Raw genomic sequence first — 26,849 nt, 5'->3', positions numbered from 1 at the left:
GTTGAAGCATGGTCTGGTCAGATTTTATGGCTATGTAACAACTTAACTAAACCGATCTTGTCTGATCCAAGACCGTTGAATTTTTTAGGTATATCATGACCGAATCTTTTGCAGCCCTCTTTGAAGAAAGCGAATCAACCCTTAATATTGACAAAGGTGCCGTAATTAAAGGTATCGTTGTTAGTATCGACTCTGACTGGGTAACTGTTGACACTGGCCTTAAATCTGAAGGTGTTGTTGACCGTGCTGAGTTTTTAAATGAACAACGTGAACTTGAAGTTCAGGTTGGTGATGAAGTTGATGTTGTTGTTGAAGCGCTTGACAACGGTATGGGTCAAACAGTTTTATCACGTGAAAAAGCGAAACGTGCTGAAACCTGGACTAAACTTGAAAAAATCTTTGAAGATGGCGAAATCGTTACTGGTGTTATCTCTGGTAAGGTTAAAGGTGGTTTCACTGTTGACATCGGTCCTGTACGTGCATTCCTGCCAGGTTCTTTGGTTGACACTCGTCCGATTCGCGACACAACTCACCTTGAAGGTAAAGAGTTGGAGTTCAAGGTTATCAAGCTTGATGCTAAACGCAATAACGTTGTGGTTTCTCGTCGTGCCGTAATGGAAGCTGAATCTTCAGCTGACCGTGAAGCATTGCTTGCTCAGCTTGAAGAAGGTCAAACTGTTACTGGTACAATCAAGAACCTTACAGATTACGGTGCATTCGTTGATCTTGGTGGTATTGATGGTCTTCTGCATATCACAGATATGGCTTGGAAACGTATCAAGCATCCATCAGAAGTGGTTGAAGTGGGTCAAGAAGTTACTGTTAAAGTACTTAAGTTTGACAAAGAGCGTAACCGCGTATCTTTAGGTCTTAAGCAATTAGGCGAAGATCCATGGTTGGCGATCATGAACCGTTATCCTAAAGGTTCTATCGTTAAAGCTCGCGTAACGAACTTAACTGACTACGGCTGTTTCGCAGAAATCGCTGAAGGCGTTGAAGGTTTAGTACACGTTTCTGAAATGGACCACACTAACAAAAACATCCACCCATCTAAAGTTGTTCAGATTGGTGATGAAGTTGACGTTATGGTTCTTGAAGTTGACGAAGAGCGTCGTCGTATTTCTCTTGGTATCAAACAAACTCGTGCTAACCCATGGGAAGAGTTTGCTAAGAACCACGACAAAGGTGAAAAAGTTTCAGGTACAATTAAGTCAATCACTGACTTCGGTATCTTCATCGGTTTACCAGGCGGTATCGATGGTCTAGTTCACTTGTCTGACATTTCTTGGAACGAGCAAGGCGAAGAAGCAATTCGTCGTTACAAGAAAGGTGACACAGTTGAAGCGGTTATCTTGTCTGTTGACGCTGAAGGCAACCGTATCAGCCTTGGTATCAAGCAATTGAACAGCGACCCATTCAATGACTTCTTGGCTGCGAATGAGCGCGGTGCCTTGGTTAAAGGTACTGTAACTGCTGTTGATGCGAAAGGTGCTACAGTTAAATTGGCTGATGACATCGAAGCAACACTTAAAGCTTCTGAAATCAACCGTGACCGCGTTGAAGATGCAACCAAGTTCCTAGAAGTTGGTCAGGAAGTTGAAGCGAAGATCATCAACGTTGATCGCAAGTCTCGTTCAATCAACTTGTCTATCAAAGCGAAAGACGAAGCTGAAGAGAAAGAAGCTGTAAACAATGCTCGTCAAGCTGCTGCTACACAAGTTGCTGACAGCAATGGTCCTAAGACTATTGGTGACTTAATTAAAGCTCAAATGAAGTAATTTGTTAAAAAGTACGTTTCTTGTAACAGAGAAGTACTTTTTTATACAAAAATACTGTAAACGGTAGCGTAGTATTGATGTACTGCGCTACCGTTTTGTATTTAAACAGGTTATTATTAAAAACATTAAAAAGTAGCAATAATTAAAGAGGTCATCAATGACTACTGAAGCACTTAATAAATCTGATTTGATTGAACGGATTGCACTTAAAAACCCACACTTGGCTGAACCTTTAGTTGAAGATGCAGTTAAGATCATGATTGACCAAATGATTGAAGCGCTTTCAAATGGTGATCGTATCGAAATTCGTGGTTTTGGCAGTTTTGCATTGCATCATCGTGAACCACGTTTAGGACGTAACCCTAAAACAGGTAAGGCTGTTGATGTTGCGGCGAAAGCCGTTCCTCACTTTAAACCAGGTAAAGCACTTCGTGATGCGGTAAACGAATCTGCTGAATAATATTCGAGGTGTGTATGCGTTATATATTAATTGCATTACTTATTGCTATATTTGGTTATTCGCTTGCCTTGGTTTTGCAGAACCCAGCAGAGTTGGAGGTAAACTTATTGTTTACCCAAGTCCCTGCGATGCGTTTAGGTCTATTGCTTCTATTAACATTGGCATTAGGCATTGTTGTTGGTCTACTTCTTGGTGTCCAGGTATTTAGGGTTTTCCAAACCAATTGGGAAATTAAACGTTTACGTAAAGACATTGATCATCTGAGAAAAGAACAAATTCAGGTGGCTCAACAAGCTGCTGCTCAGGCTGCTGCAAGTACAAGACATGAAAAAACTGTGCTGGATATTCACACAGAAAATAAAAGCCCATTATAATATGGGCTTTATTTTTATTGGGAAGAAAAGCTCTTGAGTATCATTGTTGCCTTGGATGCAAAAAGCGAATACGACGCTCTGACAATTGTGGAACAACTTGATCCTACTCTATGTCGTGTCAAAGTAGGCAAAGAGCTTTTTACTCATGAAGGTCCATCTGTTGTTAAAAACTTAAAGAACAAGGGTTTTGAAGTTTTTTTGGATTTAAAATTCCATGATATTCCGAATACCACCGCTCAGGCGGTTTGTGCGGCGGCTGATCTAGGTGTTTGGATGGTCAATGTACATGCATCTGGTGGTCGCAAGATGATGGAAACCTGTGTTGAGCGTTTGCAAGCAGGAAATTATCAAACACAATTGATTGCAGTGACTGTTTTAACGTCAATGGGACGTGAAGATTTGCGTGATATTGGTTTGGATATCGAACCTGTAGAGCAAGTTAAACGCTTGGCCAAGCTCACTCAAGAGAGTGGCCTGGATGGTGTAGTATGTTCGGCACAGGAAGCAAAAATTCTTCGTGAAATGTTAGGGGCAGATTTTGCATTGGTAACACCTGGTATTCGTCCTGAGGGTTCGAATGCAGATGACCAGAAACGTATTGTGACACCTAAACAGGCAATGCAAGATGGTTCAACCCATTTGGTCATTGGCCGTCCAATTACCAAGGCAGAAAACCCAACTGAGATGCTCAAGTCTATTTTAGCTTCGATTTGAATCAATAGATCTTCATGTAAGGGCGAACTTGTGTTTGCCTTTTATATTGATTTGATCAATTCAACTGACATTCATTAGAATTTCAGATTTAAAAACAGAGTTATCAATAGGGGGGAGTAGCGAAAGAATTAATCCGCTCATCATGGCATGAGGTACATAATACGTACCACATGATTGCTTCACCATTGCCAGGGTAACATCCATTGAAGTTGCTTAATTTTTTATTTTATCCCAGTATATGATTCATCCATTATGCCCAGAAAAGTGCTATACAAAATATCAGCAGATAGATATGGAGGAGGGACTAAATGCAAGTTAAATCTATATTTTTCTTTTTATGCTGTAGTGTGGGTTCACTTGCTTGTACCCCAGTTGTACAGGAGCCAAAAAAGATTTCAGTAGATCCAGAGAAAATATTAACTTCATATTTTTGGCAATATCAACCCCCGAATGAGAATCCTCCAATTAAATTAAACTTTGAAAATAATAGTGTTGGGGTGAATACAGGGTGTAATGCTGGTGGTGCGCCTTATAAAATTCAGGGGAAAAAATTAATTGCGACAGAAAGTTTTGTGCTAACCGCTAGGGGATGTCCTGATGAATTAGCAAAACAAGAAGTATTAGCGACAAATTTATTTGATCAAGACAAGCAGGCTATATTTACCTTGGATTCAACCAATATTGCTCAACCAACCTTAACATTTAAAATGTTAGATAGTCAGCAGTATTCATTTGTAGGAAAAATGACACCTGAAACAAAATATCAGTCTAAACCTGAAATTTTAACATTTGAGGTTTTTCCTCATTTCGTATCTTGTGAAAATAACAGTGCAGCTTCCGAACGACCACAATGCTTAAAGATTCGTGAAATTAAAGAGGTCGGATTATGGGAGAATCGGGAAAAAGGACAGTGGCAAATTATTAAACAAGATCAAATTGAAGATTATCAGCATATTGAAAATACGTATGCCATGATTTTAGTGAAACGTTTTCCACTAAAAGATCACAAGCGTCCGTATGTGGATGTTTATTACACCACACCAATGTCAGGTAATGGCGATTATTACGAACCTTAAAACAATAAACGAGAGGATCATAAATTATCCTCTCGTTTATCATTACAATTTAAGCGACTTGTTTTTTTGATTGCTTAGCGTCATTACTCATAAAATTATAATCAGCAACATTCGCTTTACGCGTTTCTAACCAGTATTTCCAGGTATAAGTTGGCCATAGAGAGAAGTTCTTGCCATCAGCCGCCTGATACCAACTGCTACAGCCACCTGCTTGCCATACCGTACCTTTAAGCTGTTCCTGTACACGTTCGTTGAACTGATCTTGTGCATCATGCTTGATTTCAATCGCCTGAGTAGCTGTTTTATCCACGGTCTGGATCAACTGTAGAATATAGTTCACTTGTGATTCAATCATGAAAATCACAGAGTTATGCCCTAAGATTGTGTTAGGACCAAGTAGCTGGAACAGGTTCGGGAAGTTCTTGGTGACAATGCCATAATAACTCTCAGCGCCATCTTTCCATGCCTGTTTCAGCTCAATGCCATTACGACCGACACAATCAAAATGCTTTAAGTAGATACGTGGATCGGTAATAAAACCTGTACCATAAATCAGGCAGTCAATCTGACGTTCTTTACCATCTTTGGTGATGATGCCATTTGCAGTAATTTCCTGAATAGCATCTGTAACCAGTTCAACGTTTTTACGGTTAAAGGTTGGAAAGTATTTGTTGGAAATCAAAATACGCTTACAACCCATGACGAAATCAGGAGTTAGTTTCTTGGCGAGTTCTTTATCTTTCACCTGAAAACGAATAAAGGCTTCTGCAAGCTTTTGACCATATTTCATGATCTGAGGTTGTACAATCGGCACGACACGAGACTCATTGGTCCAGTACAAGCGGGTACGATGGATTTGGCGATAAATATTCGATGCCTTGAACAAAGTCTTGCTGAGTTGTGAATATTTACGTTCATCACGTGGGATGACCCATGCTGCAGTACGCTGAAACACATAAAGCTGTTTTACTTCGGGTGCAATTTCAGGAATATACTGAATGGCACTGCCACCTGTACCAATAGAGGCAACAGATTTACCACTTAAATCATAATCGTGTTCCCATTTTGAAGAATGGAAGACTTTGCCTTTGAATTTCTCAATCCCTTTAATGTGTGGAATTTGGGGAACATGCAGTGGACCAGAAGCAAAAATAACAAATTGTGCTTCAAGTGTTGGCTGGTCTTTAAATTCTACAGTCCAGACATTGCGGTTTTCATCAAACTGAGCATGAGTCACTTCATGATTAAATTTACAATAATCTTTTAATTTATATTGTTCAGTAATGTCCTGAATATAAGTAAAAATTTCATCTGCTTCTGCGTAACGTTTGGACCAGTCGGTTTTAGGTGCAAATGAAAGGGAATACATATGCGATTGAACGTCACATGCTGCGCCTGGATACTGGTTTTCTCGCCATGTGCCACCCACATCATTGGTCTTTTCCAAAATCACAAAATCATTGATTTGACTTTGTAATAGTCGAATAGCCATTGCCAAACCACCAAAACCTGCACCAATAATGGCAACTTTGGTTTTTTGAATTGCATCCTTGTTCGCATTACGCATAGCCCATCCCCTACACAGCTAAATTTTGTGCAAGTTTAAAGGTTTTATCGAGATTAAATATGATTGTATAGACGCAGAACTTGATCATTTCGGCAATTCATTTACATGCTTTTTTATAGTACAACATTAAAGTCTTGAGAATTGCATTTGGAATTATGAAGAGATCTATCCTCGGATTAATGTATTTGATTCAAGGCATGCGTCATCTCCGAGCACAATGTGAAATCTCAGGTACCTATAAGTTTTTACAAGATATTTTTAAAATGATGGGGCTGGAAATTCCTCACATTCAAATTGAATTACCATTTAAAAGGCCAAAAGACTTGGCATTGATGGCTGCCTATCAGGACTATTATGGGCAGGATGTCAAATTTGATTGTGATCAGGCGGCATTCATTCTGGACGATATTCAAATCCTGCAAATTAAAGTCCCCTCCGCAGATACATTGACCTATCGGGTGTATGAGGAAAAATGCCTACAGGATTTAGCAAAGCTGGAGAAGAATGAAAACCTCAAGCTGACCGTTGTCGAATATGTTGAAGATTATCTGGAACTGCAGAATGGCGTGATTCCAACCATGACGGAAACAGCCTGTGCATTGAACATGCCTGAACGAACTTTAAGGCACCAATTACAGCAAATGCAGACCAGCTATAAGGAAATTCGGGAAAGGCTCATCAAGCAAAAGGCATTAAAATTCATTGAAAACAGTTCGTATTCGATTGAGCAAGTGGCCGAAATGTTGGGATATTCTGAACCTGCAGCATTTAATCATGCCTTTAAAAGATGGTTTGGACAAAGCCCTAGACAATATCATCGAAATAGCTAAATAATTAAAAATGGTAGATTATGATGTTTAAACAGCATGATAATTAAGCCTAAAATCTAATGCCTTTGAACTCAATGTTCGATATAATTTTCACCAATTAAAATTGCAATAAGTCCTTATGTCAAATTCTAAACCAGACTCACATAGCACTGCATTTATTCCTGCATCACCTGCTGAACGCTATACTCAAGCGCTTGAGTCAGGTCAGTTTATGCCTGATGAAGCTCAGGCTCAGGCAGTGCAAGAGTTAGATCGAGTATGGAAAGAATTACTCACTCGTTATAAAGCTTCCAAGAAAGCATTTCGACGTTTCCGTCGTCAGACCTATCCAAAAGGGGTTTATATGTGGGGCGGTGTAGGCCGTGGCAAGACTTGGTTAATGGACCAGTTTTATGATGCTGTCCCGTTCCGCCGCAAGACCCGTATGCATTTTCATCACTTTATGCAGCACGTCCATAAAGAATTAAACAAGCTTTCAGGCCAGCGTAATCCTCTGGATGCAGTGGCCGATCAAATTTATAAAAATGCAGTTGTGATTTGTTTTGACGAGTTCTTTGTGTCGAACGTGACAGATGCAATGATTCTTAGTGATTTATTCCAGAAACTATTTGAGCGTGGCATTACCCTGATTGCAACATCAAACATTGCGCCAGAGGGTTTATATAAAAACGGGATTCACCGTGACCGTTTTATGCCCACGATTACACTGGTACAGAAAAACTGTGTGGTTTTAAATGTTGATGCAGGCATTGATTACCGTTTACGAGTTTTGAAACAGGCACAGTTGTTTAAATATCCATTAAGCAGTGATGCCCAGTCATGGATGCTTGAACGTTTCCAATCGCTTACACATACTCAAACCAAGTCGAATACACCCATCATGATTAACAATCGTGTGGTAGAGACGCTGGGGCATACCGAAGATGTATTGTGGTGTGAATTCTCTGAATTATGCTTTAAGCCACGTAGTCCAGCAGACTTTATTGAAATTGCCAATATTTACAATACTGTATTGGTCAGCAATATTCCGAATTTGACCGATTTCCTGTCAGAAGGAACCCGACGCTTTATTTATCTGGTCGATGAGTTTTATGATCGGGGAGTGAAATTATTGCTGACGTCAGAAGATTCAATTATTGAGCTTTATGAAGGTCAGAAATTGGCTTTTGAAATTGAGCGTACCCGTTCAAGATTGCTGGAAATGCAGTCGGATGACTACCTGCATTCTGAACATCGACAGATACAGGTTGCAAAAACCTCATAAATTTACAAAGGCATTCTTCGGAATGTCTTTTTTATAAATTTAGAGGGAGAAAGCTTTATTCTTGTTTGAATTTTGCTATAAATAAAGTCGTTTAAAAATGTGAGGACATTGCAGGCCTAAACTGTAAGTACCCAGGAATTTGATTTTTTGATAAAGAGATAAAATTGCGCTTGTCAATACGTCTTATAGAGAAAATGCTTACTATTTAGGAATGTGATATTACTATTCAGGCTAGTATAAATCGGTATACTAGGAATCTTGTTATAAAAAGTTAGCACCATCAGGAAAGACAATGACTGTACGTATTCAACAAGGCAAGCTAGCGATTGCTAAAGAACTTTACGATTTCATCGAAAATGAAGCTTTACCAGGATCTGGTTTAGATAGTGAAACTTACTGGAAAAACTTCGAGCAAGTCGTTGTCGATCTTAGCCCAAAAAACAAGGCATTATTGGCTAAGCGTGATGAACTACAAGCCAAGATTGATGAATGGCACCGCAATAATAAATTTGAATTGAATGCCTATAAAGCATTCCTGACTGAAATTGGTTATCTGGAACCAGAAGTTGTTGACTTTAAAGTTACAACTGAAAATGTAGATGAAGAAATTGCTTTATTGGCAGGTCCACAGCTAGTTGTACCAGTACGTAATGCGCGTTATTGCTTAAACGCAGCCAATGCACGTTGGGGTTCTTTGTACGATGCGCTGTATGGTACAGATGTGATTTCTGAAGAAAACGGTGCAGAAAAAGGTAAAGGCTATAACCCAGTTCGTGGTGACAAGGTTATTGCATTCGCTAAAGATTTCTTAAACCAGACTTTCCCGTTGGCACAAGGCTCACACGCTGATGCAACTCAATATGCGGTTGATCACAATCGTCTAGTTGTGACTTTAAAAGATGGTTCGACTACTTCTTTGGCGCATGAAGCTCAATTTGTTGGTTTCAATGGTGAAGCCGCAAACCCAACTGAAATCGTTTTATTAAATAACGGCCTGCACGTTATCATTGATATTGATGCAAACAGCCCAGTGGGTAAAACTGATGCTGCTGGCGTGAAAGATTTAACCCTTGAAGCGGCAATCACAACCATTCAGGATTTGGAAGATTCTGTTGCGGCGGTTGATGCTGAAGAGAAAGTTGAAGGCTACCGTAACTGGTTGGGCTTGATGAAAGGTGACTTGCAGGAGTCTATCGAGAAAAATGGTAAAACCATTACACGTGCCTTAAACAAAGACCGTACTGTTCAAAACCTGATTGGTGGCACTACAACTTTACATGGTCGTTCGTTGATGCTTCTTCGTAATGTTGGTCATTTAATGACTAACCCAGCGATCCTTGTAGAAGGTGAAGAAGTATTTGAAGGTATTATGGATGCATTAGTTACTCCATTACTTACAATTTCAGATATTCGTGGCGAAAACGAAAATAAGAACTCTCGTAAAGGTTCTATGTATATCGTTAAACCAAAAATGCATGGCCCAGAAGAAGTTGCATTCGCAGTTGAATTGTTTGAGCGTGCGGAACAGGCACTTGGCTTGCCAGCGAAGACGCTTAAAATCGGGATTATGGACGAAGAACGTCGTACTTCAGTTAATTTGAAAAACTGTATTGCTGCTGCAAAAGACCGTACGATTTTCATTAACACTGGTTTTATGGATCGTACGGGTGATGAAATCCATACCTCTATGGAAGCAGCGCCAATGGTCCGTAAAGAAGCTGTTAAAGCTCAGAAATGGATTGCTTCTTACGAAAATCGTAACGTTGCGATTGGTTTGGCATGTGGCCTACAAGGTAAGGCACAAATTGGTAAAGGCATGTGGCCAAAACCAGACAGCATGAAAGATATGTTGGCGACTAAAACTGCACATCCAAATGCAGGTGCATCTTGTGCATGGGTTCCATCTCCAACAGGTGCGGTACTTCATGCATTGCATTACCATCAAATCAACGTGAAAGCACGTCAGGATGAGTTGGCTAATGAAGATATGTTGTCTCTGGATGACTTGTTAACACCTCCTTTTGCTCCAGAAACCAACTGGACTGCTGAAGAAATTAACAACGAACTTGAAAATAACTGTCAAGGTATTCTGGGTTATGTCGTTCGTTGGGTTGACCTAGGCGTAGGTTGTTCTAAAGTTCCAGACATCAACAACGTTGGTTTAATGGAAGATCGTGCAACTTTACGTATTTCTTCTCAGCATGTTGCAAACTGGTTGCGTCACGGTATCGTAACGAAAGAACAAGTTGAAGAAGTGCTTAAACGTATGGCTGTGATTGTTGATCAGCAAAATGCCAATGATCCGCTTTATACGCCAATGGCACCAAATTTTGATGGTATTGCATTCCAAGCTGCTGCTGATTTGATCTTCAAAGGCGCTGAGCAACCATCGGGTTATACAGAGCCATTGTTACATGCTGCACGTTTAAAACTTAAAGGTTATACAGGTGATTAATTTCTTCTAAACTGAAAAGCCTCCTCGGAGGCTTTTTTTATAACCTCGTTTTCTTAAAATATGTAAAATATAGTCAAACTACTTTATTATCCATACAGGATTCAAAAAAAAATCGAAATAATTCATCGACTGAGTTGTATTAGTTTTATAATGATTTGACTATATTGCTTATCACAGTATTGTTAGTCATTTTATGTGCGTGAATTTCAAAATTTAATAAATGTTCTATCATTGAAACTAAAAAGCGTGATTTGCAATTTTTGAGTAAGCTAAATTAAACAGATTGTTGGTTTATTTTTTCAAAAATATCAATTAAAAAATATAGAAATTAAGATGTTAGCGCATAAAAAAGCAAAGCCGAGGCTTTGCTTTTTTATCAACAAAACTTAGATTTTGCTAATTAGATCATTAATTTGTTTCGCTTGTTCAGCTGCATTACCTGTATATGTTGCAGGTGTTAATTCAGCCAAACGTGCACGTTCGTCAGCAGGAACTTGTAATAACTCATCACCATTTACGAAGTTCACCATCATTTCACGTGTCATTGCTTGACCACGAGTCAATGCCTTTAATTTTTCGTATGGCTTTTCAACGTTATAACGACGCATAACGGTTTGGATTGGTTCAGCAAGAACTTCTTGTGCTTGGTCTAAATCTTCATTTAAACGGTTAGCATTGAGTTCAAGTTTACCAATACCTTTTAAGCAAGCATCAAAAGCAATCAAGCTTTGTGCAAAACCAACCCCCATGTTACGAAGAACAGTTGAGTCAGTTAAGTCTCGCTGCCAACGAGAAACTGGAAGTTTTTCACCTAAGTGACCTAATACCGCATTTGCGATACCTAAGTTACCTTCAGAATTTTCGAAGTCAATTGGGTTTACTTTATGAGGCATGGTTGATGAACCAACTTCACCGTCTTTTAATTTTTGCTTGAAGTAACCCAGTGAGATATAGCCCCAAACATCACGGTTAAAATCGATCAAGATCGTGTTGTAACGACGTAATGCATCGAACAATTCAGCCATATAGTCATGTGGCTCAATTTGTGTGGTGTATGGGTTAAATGCTAAACCTAAAGATTCAACAAATGCTTGAGCATGTGCAGCCCAGTCAATTTCTGGGTAAGCAGAAAGGTGAGCATTGTAGTTACCTACAGCACCATTGATTTTGCCGAGTAATTCGACATTTTCAAATTGCTTGATTTGGCGCGCTAAACGATAAGCAACGTTTGCCATCTCTTTACCCAACGTCGTCGGGCTTGCAGTTTGACCATGTGTACGAGACAACATTGGTTGTTCAGCATGTGTGATTGCTAAAGCAGAAATCGCATTCAGAATTTGTTTCATGCTTGAAACTAAAACTTCACGACCATTTTTAAGCATTAATGCATGAGACAAGTTGTTGATGTCTTCAGAGGTACATGCAAAGTGAATAAATTCGCCCGCATTTTGTAGCTCATCAATATTCGCAATTTTTTCTTTAAGGAAATATTCAACTGCTTTTACATCGTGGTTTGTCGTACGTTCAATTTCTTTAATACGATTCGCATCTTCTTCAGAAAAATTGGTTACGATTGCATCCAATGCTGCATTTGTTTCAGCAGAAAAAGCAGGAACTTCAATAATTTCTGCACGATTTGCAAGTGCTTGTAACCAACGCACTTCAACCGTAACACGAGCGTGGATTAAACCAAACTCAGACAAAAAAGGGCGTAACGCATCGCATTTGCTTGCATAACGTCCATCAAGTGGTGAGAGTGCGGTTAAAGCATTCATACAGATTCCTTAATTTTGGAATAAACATAAAAATAAATTCGTCTTAGCATCGGTTTATACCACCTGATACTGCAAACGAGCGAGAGCTTGAATATCTTGTAAAAGCTTACGTTTACTAAAGATCATACTCCATGAGCTACCGCCCAGTTGTCGCCACAAATGCGCAAGCTGTAGACCTGTAAAAAGGCAAGCACGGATTCGATTTGTATGATTCATATCTTTAAACGCGTCAGCATTACCACGGACAAGGATACGTGGATTAATTTGCCCAGCAGTTTCAACGTAGGTCTGAGCTAAATTGGCAATAATACTTGGATGCAAATAATTGTTATCGAAAAATGAAAGCTGTTTTAATATTTTTTGCTGAGCTGCTTCGATAATTTTGACGTATTCAGGATTGCTATAAACTTTCTTTTCCAACTGCAATAATGCCATAGCATACGACATTGGAAGTTTAGCTGTCGAAAGTTTAGGGACTCTGGATTTTGGTGCAGTATTAAAGGGTTGAGTAATACAACCTTCTAATGTTTTTAAACCAAGAGAGATATCTGCAAGTTGATTAAAAAAATCTAAAGTTTGAGTGGCATTATTGGTGGCTGGGCGAATATTAAGACTGGCTTTAATCAGTAGTTCAAAATAAAAATTACCACTATCTCCAATACTCTGCTGTCCCGCCATCGCCGTCATATGCGTGAGCTGAGTTGCTTGGAAGACAGCAGCCAATGCTAAAGCACGGTTTTGTCTTACATTCAACGCTTGGGTGTGCTGAAAGGGTAACTCCGCCATGCTTCGATTCCAATATCCTTAAATAAAATCTGGTTGAGGTGCATCAGTATGGTGAATGACACCACCGCCTAAGCATACCTCTCCTGAGTAAAACACCACACTTTGCCCAGGAGTTACAGCACGTTGTGGTTCGTCAAACTCAACACGAATACCACTTTCTGTATGTTCATCACGATAAATTGTACACGCTTGATCAGGCTGGCGATAACGGGTTTTTGCCGTGCATCGGAATCCTGTACTTGGGATGTCCTGTTCACCTGCGACCCAATCAATTGACTCACTCCAGAGCTGTGTGCTTTGCATAAGCGGATGATCATGCCCCTGTCCAATGACTAATCGGTTATTGGCAACATCCTTATGCAATACGAACCATGCACCTTCTTGTGCACCTTTCATACCACCAATACCGATCCCACCGCGTTGACCGAGCGTATAGTACATTAAGCCGTGATGTTCACCAACTTGTTTGCCATTATCCAAGACAATTTTTCCAGCTTGAGCAGGAAGATATTGTTTGAGGAAGTCGGTAAATCGACGTTCACCAATAAAGCAAATACCAGTTGAGTCCTTTTTCTTCGCTGTTGCTAAATTAAGTTGTTCAGCAATGCGACGAACTTCAGGCTTTTCAATTTCACCGACAGGGAACAGCGTCTTATTGATTTCACGACCATGAACAGCGTGTAAAAAATAAGTTTGATCTTTATTATTATCAACACCTCGTAATAATGGTGCATAGGTTTCACCACGAGAGTTTTGTGTACTCGCACCACGACGTGCATAGTGGCCTGTGGCAATAAAGTCTGCACCCAAAGTCATCGCATGATCGAGGAAAGCGCGGAATTTAATTTCTTTATTGCACAGAATATCTGGGTTTGGTGTGCGACCCGCAGCGTATTCAGCCAGAAAGTGCTCAAAGACACGATCCCAATATTCCATTGCAAAGTTTGCAGTATGCAGCTTGATGCCAATTTTATCTGCAACGGCTTGTGCATCAGCTAAGTCTTCAAGTGCTGTGCAGTATTCCGTACCATCATCTTCTTCCCAGTTTTTCATGAAAAGACCTTCAACTTGATATCCTTGTTGAAGTAATAATGCGGCAGAAACAGAGGAGTCTACACCACCAGACATACCGACGATGACACGTTGTTGCATCTAATTAAGCGTCCAAATGAGAAGTTAATGAGGGAGAGAAAGGGTGCTCATAAATGAGCGATAAGGGATATTTTTTGCCAGCAAGGGCATCTTCAATTACTTTTAAAACCAATGGGCTTCTAGCACGTGCTGATTCTTGTAGCTCATCTAAGTTCATCCAGACCGTACCGACAATGCCTGTATCCAGTTGCGCATTTTCCTCAACGGAAGTGATATGGGCAAGAAAGCAGAAACGGTAATAGGTACGATCAGGAAACATGGGCGGCGTATAGGTGTAAATCCCGAGCAAGTGATCGACTTCAACATGATGACCTGTTTCTTCTAAGGTCTCACGAATCGCTGCTTCAACAATGGTTTCGCCACATTCGACATGTCCCGCAGGTTGATTAAACACGGTATGTACAAAGCCTTCGCTGTGTTCTTCAACAAACAGAAAACGTCCGTCTTTTTCGACTACAGTGGCGACTGTGACATGAGGTGTCCAAGCGGTCATAGAAAGTACCGTGATTTTAAAAAAGGTATTCTACAAAATTTGAGACGTGGTGGCTATCCTATTATTTTCCATCTCGATCTTTAATATGTTGTTTGGTGTCATCAGGAATTATGCTGGAATATAAAAATTCTAACTCTTTCGGTTTGGTAATCATTTCATTTGCAATAAAGTTTAGGATATGAAAAAGTTTTATGGCTATTTCATTATCATCATTAAGGTCAATTTGGCCTGGATGAACTGCATTGTTTCCAACCACCCTTAATAAATCTAATGCTTGTTGGATTTTTGGGCTTAAACCCTCAGAAACTAATTCTTTTATATCGTTATTAATATTTTTTCCTGACTTTCCAAGTTGTTTTAATAAAAGTTGTAATGCTAATCTTAAAAGTGCAGTTGCACCTTTAGGTGATTCCATAGCAATTGATAAGGCCTCATTATATAGGTTTTGAATTTCTTCACTCATATCTTGATTTGGTGGTTCAATGGCAATTTGCTTTGGATAAACTAGTTTTGCTTCTACCCAAATAGAGATATCTGAACATGTTAAACATGTAGATAGTGAAAATTTAGATGGGATGAAATTAGGTAATTGTTTCTCGTTTTCTTGATAAAAGCGACGTAGAAATAGGGCAATAGCTTCTTGATGATAATCCCTGATACTCGATCTATAGTTCAAAAAAGTATTATTTACTATATTTTCTACTACCGTGGTTGCATTGCGCTTGTCAAACCAATCCTGTTGAGAAACGACCTTACAATGTGGACATTGAAAATTGCTTTTACCAAGCTTAGGTGTGTGATCCATAAATCTCTCCTATTTTTATAATGTAATGATGTTTTGTAATTATGATGTTACTGAGTTCATATAATTATCCTTCACTTTCACATAGTTCTGCGCCGAATAAGGTAAAAATGCCTTTTCTTTATCTGTGAGAGGGCGGACTTGTTGGACTGGGCTACCCACATACAAATAACCACTTTTTAAGACTTTGCGTGGTGGCACTAAACTACCGGCACCAATCATTACATCATCTTCAATAATCACGTCATCTAAAACAACGGTATTAATACCGATCAGGACACGATTTCCAACAGTACAGCCATGTAAAGTCACATGATGCCCAACCGTCACATCCTCTCCAATGACAAGTGGAGAGCCATTTGGTTTAGATTGATTTTTATGACTGACATGCAACATACAATGATCTTGCACGTTACTATTTTTGCCAATTCGAATGGAATTTACATCGCCACGAATCACGGCAAAAGGCCAAACCGAAACATTTTCAGCCAATTTTACATCACCAATGACCACAGACATTTCATCAATATAACAACTCGTATCAATATCAGGGTAATGATCTAAATAAGGGCGAATGTTTTTAGCCATGAGAAAATACAATAAATAATTTGCATGAATTATAAAATAAAAAGGCACCCAGACTAAAGTGTGTGGGTGCCTGATTTGGCAATTCTAAAATTAGAACAAGTTGCTAAAGAACATCTTGATATGGTCAATCATACGGGCAAAGAAGCCAGCTTCTTCCACAGGTTTGAGTGCAACCAGTGGTTTTTCAGCAATCACTTTACCGTCAAGGTTGGCCACCAATTTACCAACGACCTGACCTTTTGCCAAAGGTGCATTCAGTTTAGGCTGTACCACAAGCTGGGTCTTGATTTTGTCAGCCTGACCTTTCGGCATGGTTACGTTGAAGTTTTCAGCTAAACCAATCTGAACATCATCTTCCTTACCAAACCAAACCTTGGCTTTGGCAAGCACCTGATTGGCTGGTTGTACATTAGCCGTTTCAAAGTTTGCAAAACCCCAAGCTAAAAGGGTACGTGTCTGGCTGGCACGCTCATTCATGCTTGGAGTACCAAAGATCACGGAAATCAAGCGCATTGGACCACGTTTGCTTGAGGTAGTGAGGCAGTAACCCGCTTCTTCGGTATGTCCTGTCTTGAGGCCATCAACACTTGGGTCAGTGTAAAGCAGGGCATTACGGTTGCCTTGCTTGATACCATTAAAGGTAAATTCTTTTTCAGAATAGATTGGGTAGTATTTAGAGCTATCTTTGATAATGTGCTGAGCAAGAACAGCCATATCTTTAGCTGTTGAATAATGACCTTCAGCAGGCATACCTGTTGAATTGATGAAATGTGTATTCACCATACCAACACGTTTTGCTTCTTGGTTCATCATATGGGCAAATGTGCCCTCATTGCCTGCAATGTGTTCAGCCATCGCTTTAGAAGCATCATTTCCTGACTGGATAATAATACCACGCAACATCTCTAATACGGTTGCTGTGCCATTTAATGGAACATACATACAGGATTCAGTGCTGCTACCACGGCACCACGCAGATTCATTCATCCGCACCTGTTCATCTTCAGTCAATTCACCCTTTAAAAGTTTCTGCTCTATGATGTAGCTTGTCATCATTTTTGTCATAGAAGCGGGTGCAAGTTTTTCATTTTCATTTTTGGCAGCGAGAATCTGTCCTGTCTCATAATCCATGAGCACATAGGATTTATTATTTAATTCTGGTGGAGCAGATAGGACAGTTGCTGCATATGAAAAGCTTGGCAAAAGTAGTAATGCAGCAAGAGCGCTTTTTTGAGTCATTCTAGGTGGTTCCAATATCTTGTATGAAGCAGAAGAGCCTAGCATTTTAGGACAAAGCAAAGCCGACTGCTATGGGCGAAGTCGGCTTTTTATCATGCTATTGTAGCAAATCGGTTACTTGGAATAATAATTACGGACATCATTACAGATTTGACGGTTATCTTCGTCCGAGGCTGCCTTGGCAATGTCACGGGCTTCTTTCAAGGGTTGCTTATATTCCTTGGTTTGCATGCGTTTGCTGAGAATCTCAACCGCATTTTTTTCATTGGATAAATAGGACTTGACCAGTGTATCGTAGGCCTTGTTAAACTTTAAATCCTTGCCAATTAGAGTTGGGCAGGTTTCAGACAATACATAAATGACTGCAAGTTCCCGTGGTGAAATTTCATCAGACATTGGGGTGACTTCAATCTTTTCAGTTTCAGGCTGTTTGTCTGCTGCGAATGCGGTAGGAACAAAAGTGCTGGCAGCGATGAGGAATGATAAACCTAGTGTTTTTACAACATTTTTCTTCATAAGAAATCAAACTCAAAACAAGACTTAAAGAATTTGAACAATTTATAGCATAAAAACAGATAAAAATTTGTATGTTTGCTGTAGGGAATATGGAGAAACTGTGGTTTTAAATATCAATATCTAAAACCATTTTAAGGTCTGAATGGCCTGTTTAGCCCTCAAAATTCAATACCTCTTCACATACCGCTTTCTGTTCAGCCTTATCAACCTCTGTGGCAGCTTGACGGGCATCTTTTAGTAAAGTGTTGAATTCAGCATCTTTTTGCAGGTTTTCAAGCGAAGCAGACTTGTCTGAGTAACTACCCAAATAAGAATCCACCATTTTTTTGATATTCTGGTCAAATTTTGCATTCTTACCGATCAGGTTAGGACACATCTCAATCAGCACTTGTGCATTGGCAATATCATCCTTAATCAATGCATCCGCTTCTTTTACTGAAGCTGCGTCAGCAAAAACTGCTGGTGCCACAAGAAATGTGAAACTAACCGCTAAAACTCGAACAAAACTGGATAAATGTCTCATGGCTGCATAAATTTCTCATACTATGAAGATATAAATATATATAATTCAATTAATATTTCAATTGAAAAAACTGCACAGTAATTTTTGAAGAGACAGAACCTTAGTGAATATCTTAATCGCAAATGATGATGGTGTGTTTGCACCTGGACTGCAAGCCTTGGCGCAGGCGTTAAAACCTTTGGGGCGGGTGGTGGTGGTTGCCCCTGAAAGTGAGCGTAGTGGTTATTCAAGCGCCTTAACCCTGGATCGGCCCTTACGTCCCATCCCCATTTCTGAAGATGTCTGGGCTGTGAATGGCACACCTGCGGACTGTGTATACTTATCCATGAATGGCCTGTTTGATTTCGAATTTGACCTTGTGGTCAGTGGAATCAACAGTGGCGCCAATCTGGGCGATGATGTTCTATATTCAGGTACGGTTGGGTCTGCATTTGAGGGAAGATTGATGAAACATCCAGCAATTGCCGTGTCTTTGGCGGGTGTAAATGTACGTTCCTATGAACATCCGCAGCATTATGCGCAAGCGGCACAATGGGTACATGACTTCATTGCCAAAGGACTGCCTGTGTTGCCACCGCGTCATATCTTTAATATTAACATTCCCGATGTTGAGCAGATCAAAGGGGCACAGGTGACTTATCAGGGGCGCCGTGCGCAGTCCAAGCCAATCAGCAGCCATGTTGATCCGCGTGGTCGTCAGGTGTACTGGATTGGGCTTGCTGGAGAGGCGGTGACTGATCCACAGTCGGCTTCCAGCCATATCCAGTCTGATTTTTTTGCGGTGTCGAATGGCTATGTCAGCATCACCCCAATCCAGATGGATGCGACCAATTATGCGGTACTGGACAATCTACATAGCTATGTGAATGGACCTGAATAAGCACCTAAATGTTATAACTTTGTGAATATGGAAAGTGAGAACTCGTTTTTTCTCACTTTTTTGGTACTCTTAGGCGCAAATAAGTTAAGGTTTTTTCGATGAGGGCGAAGATGCACTTAAATCATGTTTCGATTTTTCTATCACAAAAAATGATGAAAACAATCGTGCTGTCTACGGTGGTAACACTCACAGCGCTGGTTACTGGTTGTGCATCTAAACCGCAGGTGAATGGTGGCGTTCGCAATGTGCAGGCACCAAATTACTATACAGTGCGTTCAGGCGACACCTTGAGTGGAATCGCAAATCGTTATGGCCTGAATTATCTGGATATTGCCGCATTGAATGACATTGCGGCGCCGTACCGCATCTATGTCAACCAGTCTCTACGCTTAAAGGGCTCTGTGGCGCAACGTACCACCTCAACCCAGGTGATTACCCAGGCGGCTCCAATCCAGCGCCAGAGCATTAATTTGCCAGCACAACAGCCAGTGGTTCCAAAACCGCAACCTGTGGTTCCTAGAACTCAGCCTGTTGTTCCAGTGGCTCCCGTAAATCCATCCTCTTCAACTCTGGCATCTAGCCTGCGTTGGGTAAAACCATCAAATGGTGCGGTCATTCAAAGCTTTAATCTCGCAAGTAATGTGAAAGGCACTCGCTATGGCGGAAATGAGGGCGATCCAATATTTGCCGCTGCAAATGGTCAGGTGGTTTATGCTGCGGATGGTCTGAAAGAATATGGAAACTTGGTATTGATCAAGCATATTGACGGTTACATCACAGCATATGCCCATAACAGCAAGATGCTGGTGAAGAGTGGGGACAATGTCACCGCAGGACAAAAAATCGCGGAGATGGGCTCTTCTGGCGCTAACCGTGTGATGCTGGAGTTTCAGGTTCGTCTGGATGGTAAACCTGTGAATCCAGCGACTGTTTTACCGAATTAATTTATTCCGTTTAACAAACTTTCAACAAATTGTTAATAATCTCTAGCCTACAAATAGACTTCTCTGTATGTTAAGCTCGTTTGCTTTTATTAGAACAATAAGCATATTAATAAATTACGAGAGAAGTCTATGTTAGATCAATTGCGTGAAATGGGGGTCTTTGCTTGCGTTGTAGAAAAAAAATTCTTTTAGCGGTGCAGCAAGAGAACTGGGCATTACAACTAGTGCGGTCAGTCAACAAATCCGATCTTTAGAACAAGAAATGGAAGTCACCTTACTTCATCGTTCGACCCGAAAACTGAGTCTAACCGAGGCGGGTCAAGCATTCTTTTAAAGCTGTCAGGAAATGCTGGCTGCGGCAGAGCGTGGCAAAATCCGTATTAACGAATTGCGTGATGATCTGGTGGGAGATTTGCGTATTGCAACCACGCCTGAGCTGGGTGCGCTGCATGTCATTCCAGGCTTGTCACACTGGATGTCTTGGGCTGGCACGTATTTTATACATGGACATCCAGAAAGAGCTGATTAATGGCACGCTGGTTGAGGTGTTGCCTGACTGGCACATGCCTGCCTATACCTTGCATGCCTTAACCTCCAAGCGTGAACAGTATCCAATGAAAGTACAGCGCTGTATTGATGCATTGAAACAATACTTTGTGCAGTGACCTGGTGGTCGCTCTTTGCAGGGGGTTGCCTGAACTGATCAATAAAACCAAAAAGCCATGCTAGAGAGAGCATGGCTTTTTTTATGGATTATTTACGTTTTTTAGCTAAGGTATTGAGAGTTTCAACTTCGACTACAGTTTCATCCGCGGCTTTGGCTTCCATTTCATCCTTTTTGCTTTTCTTACGTTTTTTCTTTTTCTTGGGCTGTTCCGTTTCAACGGCTTCACCATCCTCAATGGCTTGCCAATATTCCAACTGTTCCATCACTGCAGCATAAATGGAGTTTTTGCTGTATCGACCTTTTTTATCGAGGGTGCCAACTGGACGGGCCATCAGAATTTCCAGCGCCTGATCAATAGTGTCAATCGCATGGACATGGAACTGATCAGTTTGTACCGCTTCAATCACATCCTGACGGAGCATCAGGTGCTGCATGTTCTGGCGTGGAATAATCACCCCTTGTTTGCCTGTAAAGCCTTGCAACTTACAGGCATCGAAGAAGCCCTCAATTTTGGCATTCACTCCACCAATTGGCTGTACCTGGCCCAACTGGTTCATCGAGCCTGTAATTGCCCAGGACTGATCAATTGGAATCTGACAAATTGCGGAAATTAACGCAGAAAGTTCTGCAACAGTGGCACTATCACCATCCACTTGCCCATAGCTTTGCTCAAACGCCAAGGCGGCAGAGAAGTGCAGGATTTGTTCACGGCCAAAGTGTGCTTTTAAGAAGCTCGACATGAGCAATACACCTTTGGCATGCAATGAGCCACCTAGCTCCACACTGCGTTCAATATCCAGAATATCGCCACCACCTTGATATACAGAAGCTGTTAGACGCGACGGTAAGCCAAACTCGACATCGGCATAGTGAATCACAGAAAGGGCATTGATTTGACCAAGACGATGCCCAGAAGTTTCAATCAACTGCGTACCGCGAGACAGGTCTTGCCAGTAGAGCTCACGTAAATAGCCTAAGCGATATTGGCGATGGTGCAGGGCTTGGTTGACATGCTGATCTGTGACAATCTTGTCATCCGCTTTAAAGGCATGGTGATGCGCTTCGCGGATCAGGTCACCAAGGGTTGAGGCATGTAATGATAAAGAGCTTTGATCCTCAGCCTGACGGCTGGAATCAGTAAGCAATGCGGCTAGTGCAGAACGGTCAAAGGGAAGTAATTTATCTGCCTGAACATAGTCGGCGATCAGCTGCATATAAGCCTGTTCGTTACTGTCATTACGTTGTAATGTATCGGTAAAGTCGGCACGGATTTTAAAGACACTGCCAAGCTCAGGTTCCACTTCCAGAATTTCATAATAAATTTCAGGTTCGGCCAGTAAAACCACTTTAATATCAAGTGGAACGGAAGCGGGTTCAATGGAGATACTGCCTGTGAGGGTGAGCATATGTTCCAGTGAAGAAAGCTTGAGTTGTCCAGATTTTAAGGCACGTTTCAGGCCTTGCCATGCATAAGGTTGCTCCAGCAATTGTTCCGCTTCCAGCATCAAAAAGCCACCATTGGCCCGATGCAGTGAACCAGAACGAATCAGGGTGAAATCAGTGGTGATCGTACCATTGTGAGTCAGTTGCTCCACATGACCCAATAAATTGTAGTGTGTTGGGAAATCTTCAAAAATAACGGGTGCGCCACTATTTGGTTTATTGGCAATAATCACATTGGCCTGATAACGAGAGGGTACCCGGTTGAACAGTGCAGGAGTAAAGTCATCTTCCTCTTGCTCTAAAATCAACTCAACGTTGTCAATAATGTCTTCGGCGTACTGCTTTAAATAGATATCGAGACCTTTAACCTCTTTGTTCTTATTTAAAATCAGTTCAATACGAGGCATCACCACCTGGGTGGCAATATCACGGTTTAAGCTGGACACCTGATCCCGCGCATCATCTTCCAGATCGCCCAGATGTAAACCCAGACGTTCAAGTTTTTTCTCCATATAACGCATATTGGAGTTGATTTCAGCACGTTCCTTGCTAGTTAATGCGTTCAGGTCATTTTGGGTGAGTTCATGATATTCATTGTCTTTCAACTGCATTGGAATAAAGACATGCTTGTCATTACGGGAAATCAATTTTAAATCGAGTTCTTCACCCTCTTTGGTCAGTTCAACCAATGCCTGTTGCTGTACATCACCCGTATCCTGACGGATACGTTCAATACGGTTGTGATAGGTTTCCGCACTAAAACGGCGTTCCAGCTGCTTTAAGATAATTTGCCATGCCTGCTGCAAGGCATTTTGAAATTTGCTGCCTTGTCCCGCTGGGAAGCGCAGAGCAATCGGTTGTCTTGGGTTCTTGAAATTATTGACATAGACCCAGTCATCAGGGGTAGCCATGGTTTTGGCGTGCTGTTGGAGCAAACGCTTGATCATGGTTCGTTTACCAAGACCAGCCGTACCCACAGCAAAAATGTTATAGCCTGAATAGGGTAAAGAAATCCCTGCCTCGACTGAGGCACGGGCGCGGTCCTGTCCTAAAAAATTATTCAGTGGTTTAATGCGTTTGGTTGAACTTGGAATTTCAGCCAAATCTGGCGTATGCGTCAGTTGGTGTGCATGTAATGCGGTTTTAAGTAGAGTTGCCTGGATGTCGGTCTGTTCAAAAGCACTTGGAAATGAATTGATTTTTGCTGTAATCGTGTTTGTTGGTGTCGAGGATAAAGTTGTTGCGGTCATTTGATCGAGTTTTTGGGTCACTATTGCTATCCAACAAAGAAACGAAAGTTAGGTAATTAAAGGTATACAGTTTTAGGTCCAAAGATCAAGCGAACTTGTGTTTTTTATCGACAAAACAAAACAATAATTTTATTTGATTGCATAAAGCAACTTGCAAGCAGGCGCAAGACGCGATTGAATAGGCACATTCACGCATGTTCATGGAAAATAATAACCAATGACAACTCAAGCCACTGGCTGGGCATCCGCATTTAAGGCATTTTGGGATCGCCGTGCCCTGATTATGTTATTTCTGGGTTTCTCGGCAGGGATTCCGATTCTACTGATTTTTTCCAGTTTATCGCTGTGGCTGGGTGAGGCTGGTATTGATAAGAGTGCGGTGACCTTTTTTAGTTGGGCGGCATTGGGTTACTCTTTTAAATTCGTTTGGGCACCATTGATTGATGAATTGCCTGTTCCATTATTAACGAAAAGTTTAGGCCGTCGCCGTGCCTGGTTGTTGATTGCACAGTCTTTGATTATATGTGCAATTTGTATCATGGCATTTTCCGACCCAGCACTTGGACAAAGCTATTTAATTCAAATGGCAGTTGGTGCCGTTTTATTAGGGTTCTCGGCAGCGACTCAAGATATTGTCATCGATGCTTATCGTATTGAACTTGCTGAAAGTGAGATGCAAACGGTTTTAGCTTCAACTTACAACGCAGGTTATCGTATTGGGATGATCGTTGCAGGTGCAGGGGCTTTATTTCTTGCTGCTTATTTAGGTACAGCTAAAGGCAATTATATCTATGAAGCATGGAAATATACTTATCTAACCATGGCAGCAGTTATGGTGGTTGGTATTATTACAACTTTATGCATTCGTGAACCTCAAGTAAATCGTGTTTATAAACATTATAAAACTACAGATTACTATCGCTTAGTCTTTGTATTCTTTATTGCTGTTGCAACTTTTGTTGTCAGTTATATTTACTCTGGGAATGTAACAGATGCTACCGCTAAAGCCGCAAATATTAAAGACACCGCAGCTTTATTTGGTTTAGAAGCCCTACGCTTTTTAACTGCTACAGCCACAGCTTTATTGGTTGGTTTTGGTTTAGTTAAAATTGGCGTCGTGAATCAACAAATGGCAAAAGAAACCTGGGTTGCCCCAGTTTTAGAATTCTTCAAACGTTACGGTATTAAACTTGCCTTAGTGCTTTTGCTGCTGATTGGTTTTTTCCGCATCTCAGACATCATTGCAGGAGTGATTTCCAATGTGTTCTATCAAGATCTAAATTTCAGTAAAGAACAAATTGCTGAGGCTGTGAAAATCTATGGTGTGATCTTTAGTTTAGTTGGTGGTTTTCTCGGTGGTTTGTTAGCGCAACGCATGAACATTATGAAACTGATGTTCGTGGGCGCAGTGTTGGCCAGTTCAACCAATTTAATTTTTATCGGCTTGGTCAAATCAGGAAAACCACTTGCTCCAGTTGAGGTTCAGGTCGGAAATAAACATTATCAAGTGCAAACCGATGATGTTGGATATTGGAAATTACAAGTGCCGAATGACGTCTTGGCAAAAACAAATTCGGTACAGGTAAGTACTCAGTACCAAAATCAGAGCGATACCAATGTAACTCTTGCAATACCATATTTAGTAAATGCCCAGCACGCTCAGATTCAATTATTACCAATCAGTGGTGATGATCAATTAACGGAAAAAGAATTGAAGCAAAGTCTAGTCGTTAAAGGGCAATTAGCAGGGCTTAAAAATGAAGATTTAAATCAGGATAAGCCTGTTATTCTTAAATTAGATAATCAAGAGTTTGCTGCGAAACTGGATGATAAAGGAATATTTACTGGTGCTGTAGATGGAAAGCTATTACAAGCATCTCCCACTAAAACCATTAAAGCTTTTGTTAATTTCAAAAATAATAGTGCAAGCAAGTTATTTGCAACAAGATCATATCGTATTAATACTGCATCACATGTTGAAACCACACTCGATGTCGATATTCAGCCAATTGCTGTGGTCGATCCAAGTCAGTCAGGCACAATAGAACTTTCTGGCAAAGTGATAAAGGGTTATAGCTCATTGTGGCTGTATTTTGCCATTATTGTCGATAATTTAGCCTCAGGTTTAGCTGGTGCTGCATTTATTGCCTTTTTATCTAGCTTAACGAGTGTGTCATTTACTGCGGTTCAATATGCGATTTTTAGTTCTTTAATGACGCTCACACCCAAATTATTGGGAGGATATTCAGGAACGATTGTGAGTAATATTGGCTACCCAAATTTCTTTTTAATGACGACTTTAATTGGAATTCCAATTTTGATTCTTGTGGTTTGGGTTGCGAAACTATTACGTGACCATGAAAACCAAACAATTCAACAGACAGGTGAATAACTATGCGCATGTTACATACGATGTTACGAGTAGGTAATTTAGAACAATCTTTAAAGTTCTACACTGAGGTACTTGGTATGAAATTACTACGTCAACGTGATTATGAAGAGGGGCGTTTCACCCTGGCTTTTGTGGGCTATGGTGATGAAGAAAATAACACTGTGCTTGAGCTGACTCATAACTGGGATACAGCAAGCTATGATTTAGGCAATGCTTATGGTCATATCGCGATTGGTGTTGATGATGCCTATAAAGCATGTGAAGAAATCAAAGCAGCTGGTGGAAAAGTAGTACGTGAGGCTGGCCCAATGAAAGGTGGAGTTACGGTGATCGCTTTTGTTGAAGATCCAGATGGCTATAAAGTCGAGTTGATTCAGCAGGATTTAAACGCACGTAATAATTAGTATGGTGTATATTGAGTCATATAGGGTTGATTTTTATTAAGCCTTTTACTTAAAAACTGCAATATGATGTTTTTAATCTCATATTGCAGTTTTTTTATCCATTGGAGCGTAAAACCTCGGGGTTTAGCCCGAGGATATAAGCGACTGGCGTAAGCCATACGACATGAAATGTCGTTTTAAATACTTTTGCTATAATCACTATTAAGAAAAATACGGTTAAAATAATTGTATGAAGACACTCAAATTACGCATAAAAGACAAACATTGCAAGATGCTAGACCAACTAGCGTTGGAGGTAAACTTTGTTTGGAATTATGTCAATGATTTGTGTTTCAAGCATCTACAACGCAAACAACAATTCTTTTCAGCATACGATATTGCTAAATACACAAAAGGCACATCGAAAGAATGTAATTTGCATAGCCAAACGATTCAGGCGGTCACAGAAGAATTAGTGACAAGACGCAAGCAATTCAA

Annotated in this window: 22 protein-coding genes and 4 pseudogenes; 14 read left to right on the top strand and 12 right to left on the bottom strand. The window is 40.6% G+C overall.

Features of this window, described 5'->3' with window-relative positions; genetic code table 11:
• The first annotated feature begins 95 nt into the window (after window positions 1-95).
• From rpsA to pyrF, 4 genes are all read left to right on the top strand, one after another.
• Entirely contained in the window at window positions 96-1,778 is a 1,683-nt protein-coding gene (gene rpsA / locus F973_RS08380) for a 30S ribosomal protein S1 (RefSeq protein ID WP_004679476.1), read from the top strand.
• A 157-nt stretch (window positions 1,779-1,935) separates the two neighbouring features.
• Window positions 1,936-2,238 (top strand): integration host factor subunit beta, encoded by a 303-nt coding sequence (locus F973_RS08375; protein ID WP_004679473.1) that lies wholly within the window; start codon window positions 1,936-1,938, stop codon window positions 2,236-2,238.
• A gap of 14 nt (window positions 2,239-2,252) precedes the next feature.
• Window positions 2,253-2,612, top strand: a complete 360-nt coding sequence (locus tag F973_RS08370; RefSeq protein WP_004679472.1) for a lipopolysaccharide assembly protein LapA domain-containing protein — start codon at window positions 2,253-2,255, stop codon at window positions 2,610-2,612.
• Window positions 2,613-2,645: 33 nt separating this feature from the next.
• Window positions 2,646-3,326 carry an orotidine-5'-phosphate decarboxylase gene (pyrF, locus tag F973_RS08365; RefSeq protein ID WP_004757943.1) on the top strand — a complete coding sequence of 227 codons (681 nt, stop codon included), beginning with the start codon at window positions 2,646-2,648 and terminating at the stop codon, window positions 3,324-3,326.
• Between the two features lie 74 nt (window positions 3,327-3,400).
• Here the strand turns inward: pyrF and F973_RS14680 are convergent.
• Window positions 3,401-3,539 (bottom strand): annotated as a pseudogene (locus F973_RS14680) (LysO family transporter); the annotation flags it as partial.
• A 95-nt stretch (window positions 3,540-3,634) separates the two neighbouring features.
• Here F973_RS14680 and F973_RS08360 point away from each other — a divergent pair.
• The gene (locus F973_RS08360; RefSeq protein WP_004761217.1) at window positions 3,635-4,402 is read left to right on the top strand and encodes an META domain-containing protein; all 768 of its coding nucleotides are present in this window, start codon (window positions 3,635-3,637) and stop codon (window positions 4,400-4,402) included.
• A gap of 49 nt (window positions 4,403-4,451) precedes the next feature.
• Here F973_RS08360 and F973_RS08355 read toward each other — a convergent pair whose 3' ends face one another.
• Window positions 4,452-5,969, bottom strand: a complete 1,518-nt coding sequence (locus F973_RS08355; RefSeq protein WP_004761216.1) for a flavin-containing monooxygenase — start codon at window positions 5,967-5,969, stop codon at window positions 4,452-4,454.
• A 206-nt stretch (window positions 5,970-6,175) separates the two neighbouring features.
• Here F973_RS08355 and F973_RS08350 point away from each other — a divergent pair.
• The 3 genes and pseudogenes from F973_RS08350 to F973_RS08340 all read left to right on the top strand — a co-directional run.
• Window positions 6,176-6,799: pseudogene (locus F973_RS08350) on the top strand (helix-turn-helix transcriptional regulator); the annotation flags it as partial.
• 118 nt (window positions 6,800-6,917) lie between these two features.
• Window positions 6,918-8,063: a cell division protein ZapE gene (gene zapE / locus F973_RS08345; protein WP_004682208.1), complete on the top strand. Its 1,146-nt coding sequence runs from the start codon at window positions 6,918-6,920 to the stop codon at window positions 8,061-8,063.
• A 292-nt stretch (window positions 8,064-8,355) separates the two neighbouring features.
• Window positions 8,356-10,518: a malate synthase G gene (locus tag F973_RS08340; RefSeq protein WP_004761213.1), complete on the top strand. Its 2,163-nt coding sequence runs from the start codon at window positions 8,356-8,358 to the stop codon at window positions 10,516-10,518.
• Between the two features lie 386 nt (window positions 10,519-10,904).
• Here the strand turns inward: F973_RS08340 and purB are convergent, their stop codons facing one another.
• From purB to F973_RS08295, 9 genes are all read right to left on the bottom strand, one after another.
• Window positions 10,905-12,293 (bottom strand): adenylosuccinate lyase, encoded by a 1,389-nt coding sequence (gene purB, locus F973_RS08335; protein ID WP_004682205.1) that lies wholly within the window; start codon window positions 12,291-12,293, stop codon window positions 10,905-10,907.
• Between the two features lie 54 nt (window positions 12,294-12,347).
• Window positions 12,348-13,079: a high frequency lysogenization protein HflD gene (gene hflD / locus F973_RS08330; RefSeq protein ID WP_004761212.1), complete on the bottom strand. Its 732-nt coding sequence runs from the start codon at window positions 13,077-13,079 to the stop codon at window positions 12,348-12,350.
• Between the two features lie 18 nt (window positions 13,080-13,097).
• Window positions 13,098-14,231, bottom strand: coding sequence for a tRNA 2-thiouridine(34) synthase MnmA (gene mnmA / locus F973_RS08325; protein WP_004761211.1), 1,134 nt, complete (start codon window positions 14,229-14,231; stop codon window positions 13,098-13,100).
• Window positions 14,232-14,235: 4 nt separating this feature from the next.
• A complete protein-coding gene (locus F973_RS08320; RefSeq protein WP_004761209.1) occupies window positions 14,236-14,724 on the bottom strand; it encodes an NUDIX hydrolase in 489 nt (162 codons plus the stop codon).
• A gap of 61 nt (window positions 14,725-14,785) precedes the next feature.
• On the bottom strand, window positions 14,786-15,529 hold the full coding sequence (locus F973_RS08315) for a DUF4145 domain-containing protein (RefSeq protein WP_004761208.1): 744 nt from the start codon (window positions 15,527-15,529) through the stop codon (window positions 14,786-14,788).
• A gap of 39 nt (window positions 15,530-15,568) precedes the next feature.
• Window positions 15,569-16,114: a gamma carbonic anhydrase family protein gene (locus F973_RS08310; protein ID WP_004761207.1), complete on the bottom strand. Its 546-nt coding sequence runs from the start codon at window positions 16,112-16,114 to the stop codon at window positions 15,569-15,571.
• Between the two features lie 90 nt (window positions 16,115-16,204).
• Window positions 16,205-17,353, bottom strand: a complete 1,149-nt coding sequence (dacC, locus tag F973_RS08305) for a D-alanyl-D-alanine carboxypeptidase PBP5/6 (protein ID WP_004761206.1) — start codon at window positions 17,351-17,353, stop codon at window positions 16,205-16,207.
• A 114-nt stretch (window positions 17,354-17,467) separates the two neighbouring features.
• On the bottom strand, window positions 17,468-17,869 hold the full coding sequence (locus F973_RS08300) for an MCR_0457 family protein (RefSeq protein WP_004761205.1): 402 nt from the start codon (window positions 17,867-17,869) through the stop codon (window positions 17,468-17,470).
• A gap of 151 nt (window positions 17,870-18,020) precedes the next feature.
• Window positions 18,021-18,392 (bottom strand): MCR_0457 family protein, encoded by a 372-nt coding sequence (locus F973_RS08295; RefSeq protein WP_004761204.1) that lies wholly within the window; start codon window positions 18,390-18,392, stop codon window positions 18,021-18,023.
• A 103-nt stretch (window positions 18,393-18,495) separates the two neighbouring features.
• Between F973_RS08295 and surE the strand changes: the two genes are divergently transcribed.
• The 3 genes and pseudogenes from surE to F973_RS08280 all read left to right on the top strand — a co-directional run bounded on the left by surE (window position 18,496) and on the right by F973_RS08280 (window position 20,881).
• A complete protein-coding gene (gene surE, locus F973_RS08290) occupies window positions 18,496-19,272 on the top strand; it encodes a 5'/3'-nucleotidase SurE (protein WP_004761202.1) in 777 nt (258 codons plus the stop codon).
• A 110-nt stretch (window positions 19,273-19,382) separates the two neighbouring features.
• Complete coding sequence (locus tag F973_RS08285; protein WP_004761200.1) at window positions 19,383-20,216, top strand: peptidoglycan DD-metalloendopeptidase family protein; 834 nt, start codon at window positions 19,383-19,385, stop codon at window positions 20,214-20,216.
• A gap of 129 nt (window positions 20,217-20,345) precedes the next feature.
• Window positions 20,346-20,881 (top strand): annotated as a pseudogene (locus F973_RS08280) (LysR family transcriptional regulator).
• A gap of 88 nt (window positions 20,882-20,969) precedes the next feature.
• On the opposite strand, the gene F973_RS08275 reads toward F973_RS08280, so the two are convergent.
• Window positions 20,970-23,597 (bottom strand): Lon protease family protein, encoded by a 2,628-nt coding sequence (locus tag F973_RS08275; RefSeq protein WP_004761197.1) that lies wholly within the window; start codon window positions 23,595-23,597, stop codon window positions 20,970-20,972.
• A gap of 196 nt (window positions 23,598-23,793) precedes the next feature.
• Here F973_RS08275 and F973_RS08270 point away from each other — a divergent pair, with 196 nt between their 5' ends.
• The 3 genes and pseudogenes from F973_RS08270 to F973_RS08260 form a co-directional block, all read left to right on the top strand.
• Window positions 23,794-25,968, top strand: coding sequence for an AmpG family muropeptide MFS transporter (locus F973_RS08270; RefSeq protein ID WP_004761195.1), 2,175 nt, complete (start codon window positions 23,794-23,796; stop codon window positions 25,966-25,968).
• Window positions 25,969-25,970: 2 nt separating this feature from the next.
• On the top strand, window positions 25,971-26,372 hold the full coding sequence (gene gloA / locus F973_RS08265; RefSeq protein ID WP_004761194.1) for a lactoylglutathione lyase: 402 nt from the start codon (window positions 25,971-25,973) through the stop codon (window positions 26,370-26,372).
• Window positions 26,373-26,601: 229 nt separating this feature from the next.
• A pseudogene (locus tag F973_RS08260) lies at window positions 26,602-26,849 on the top strand (RNA-guided endonuclease TnpB family protein); the annotation flags it as partial.

Origin of the sequence: Acinetobacter sp. CIP 102129 (assembly GCF_000368305.1) — a bacterium.
GTDB lineage: Bacteria > Pseudomonadota > Gammaproteobacteria > Pseudomonadales > Moraxellaceae > Acinetobacter > Acinetobacter parvus.
This window is presented reverse-complemented; position numbering and strand designations above follow the sequence as displayed.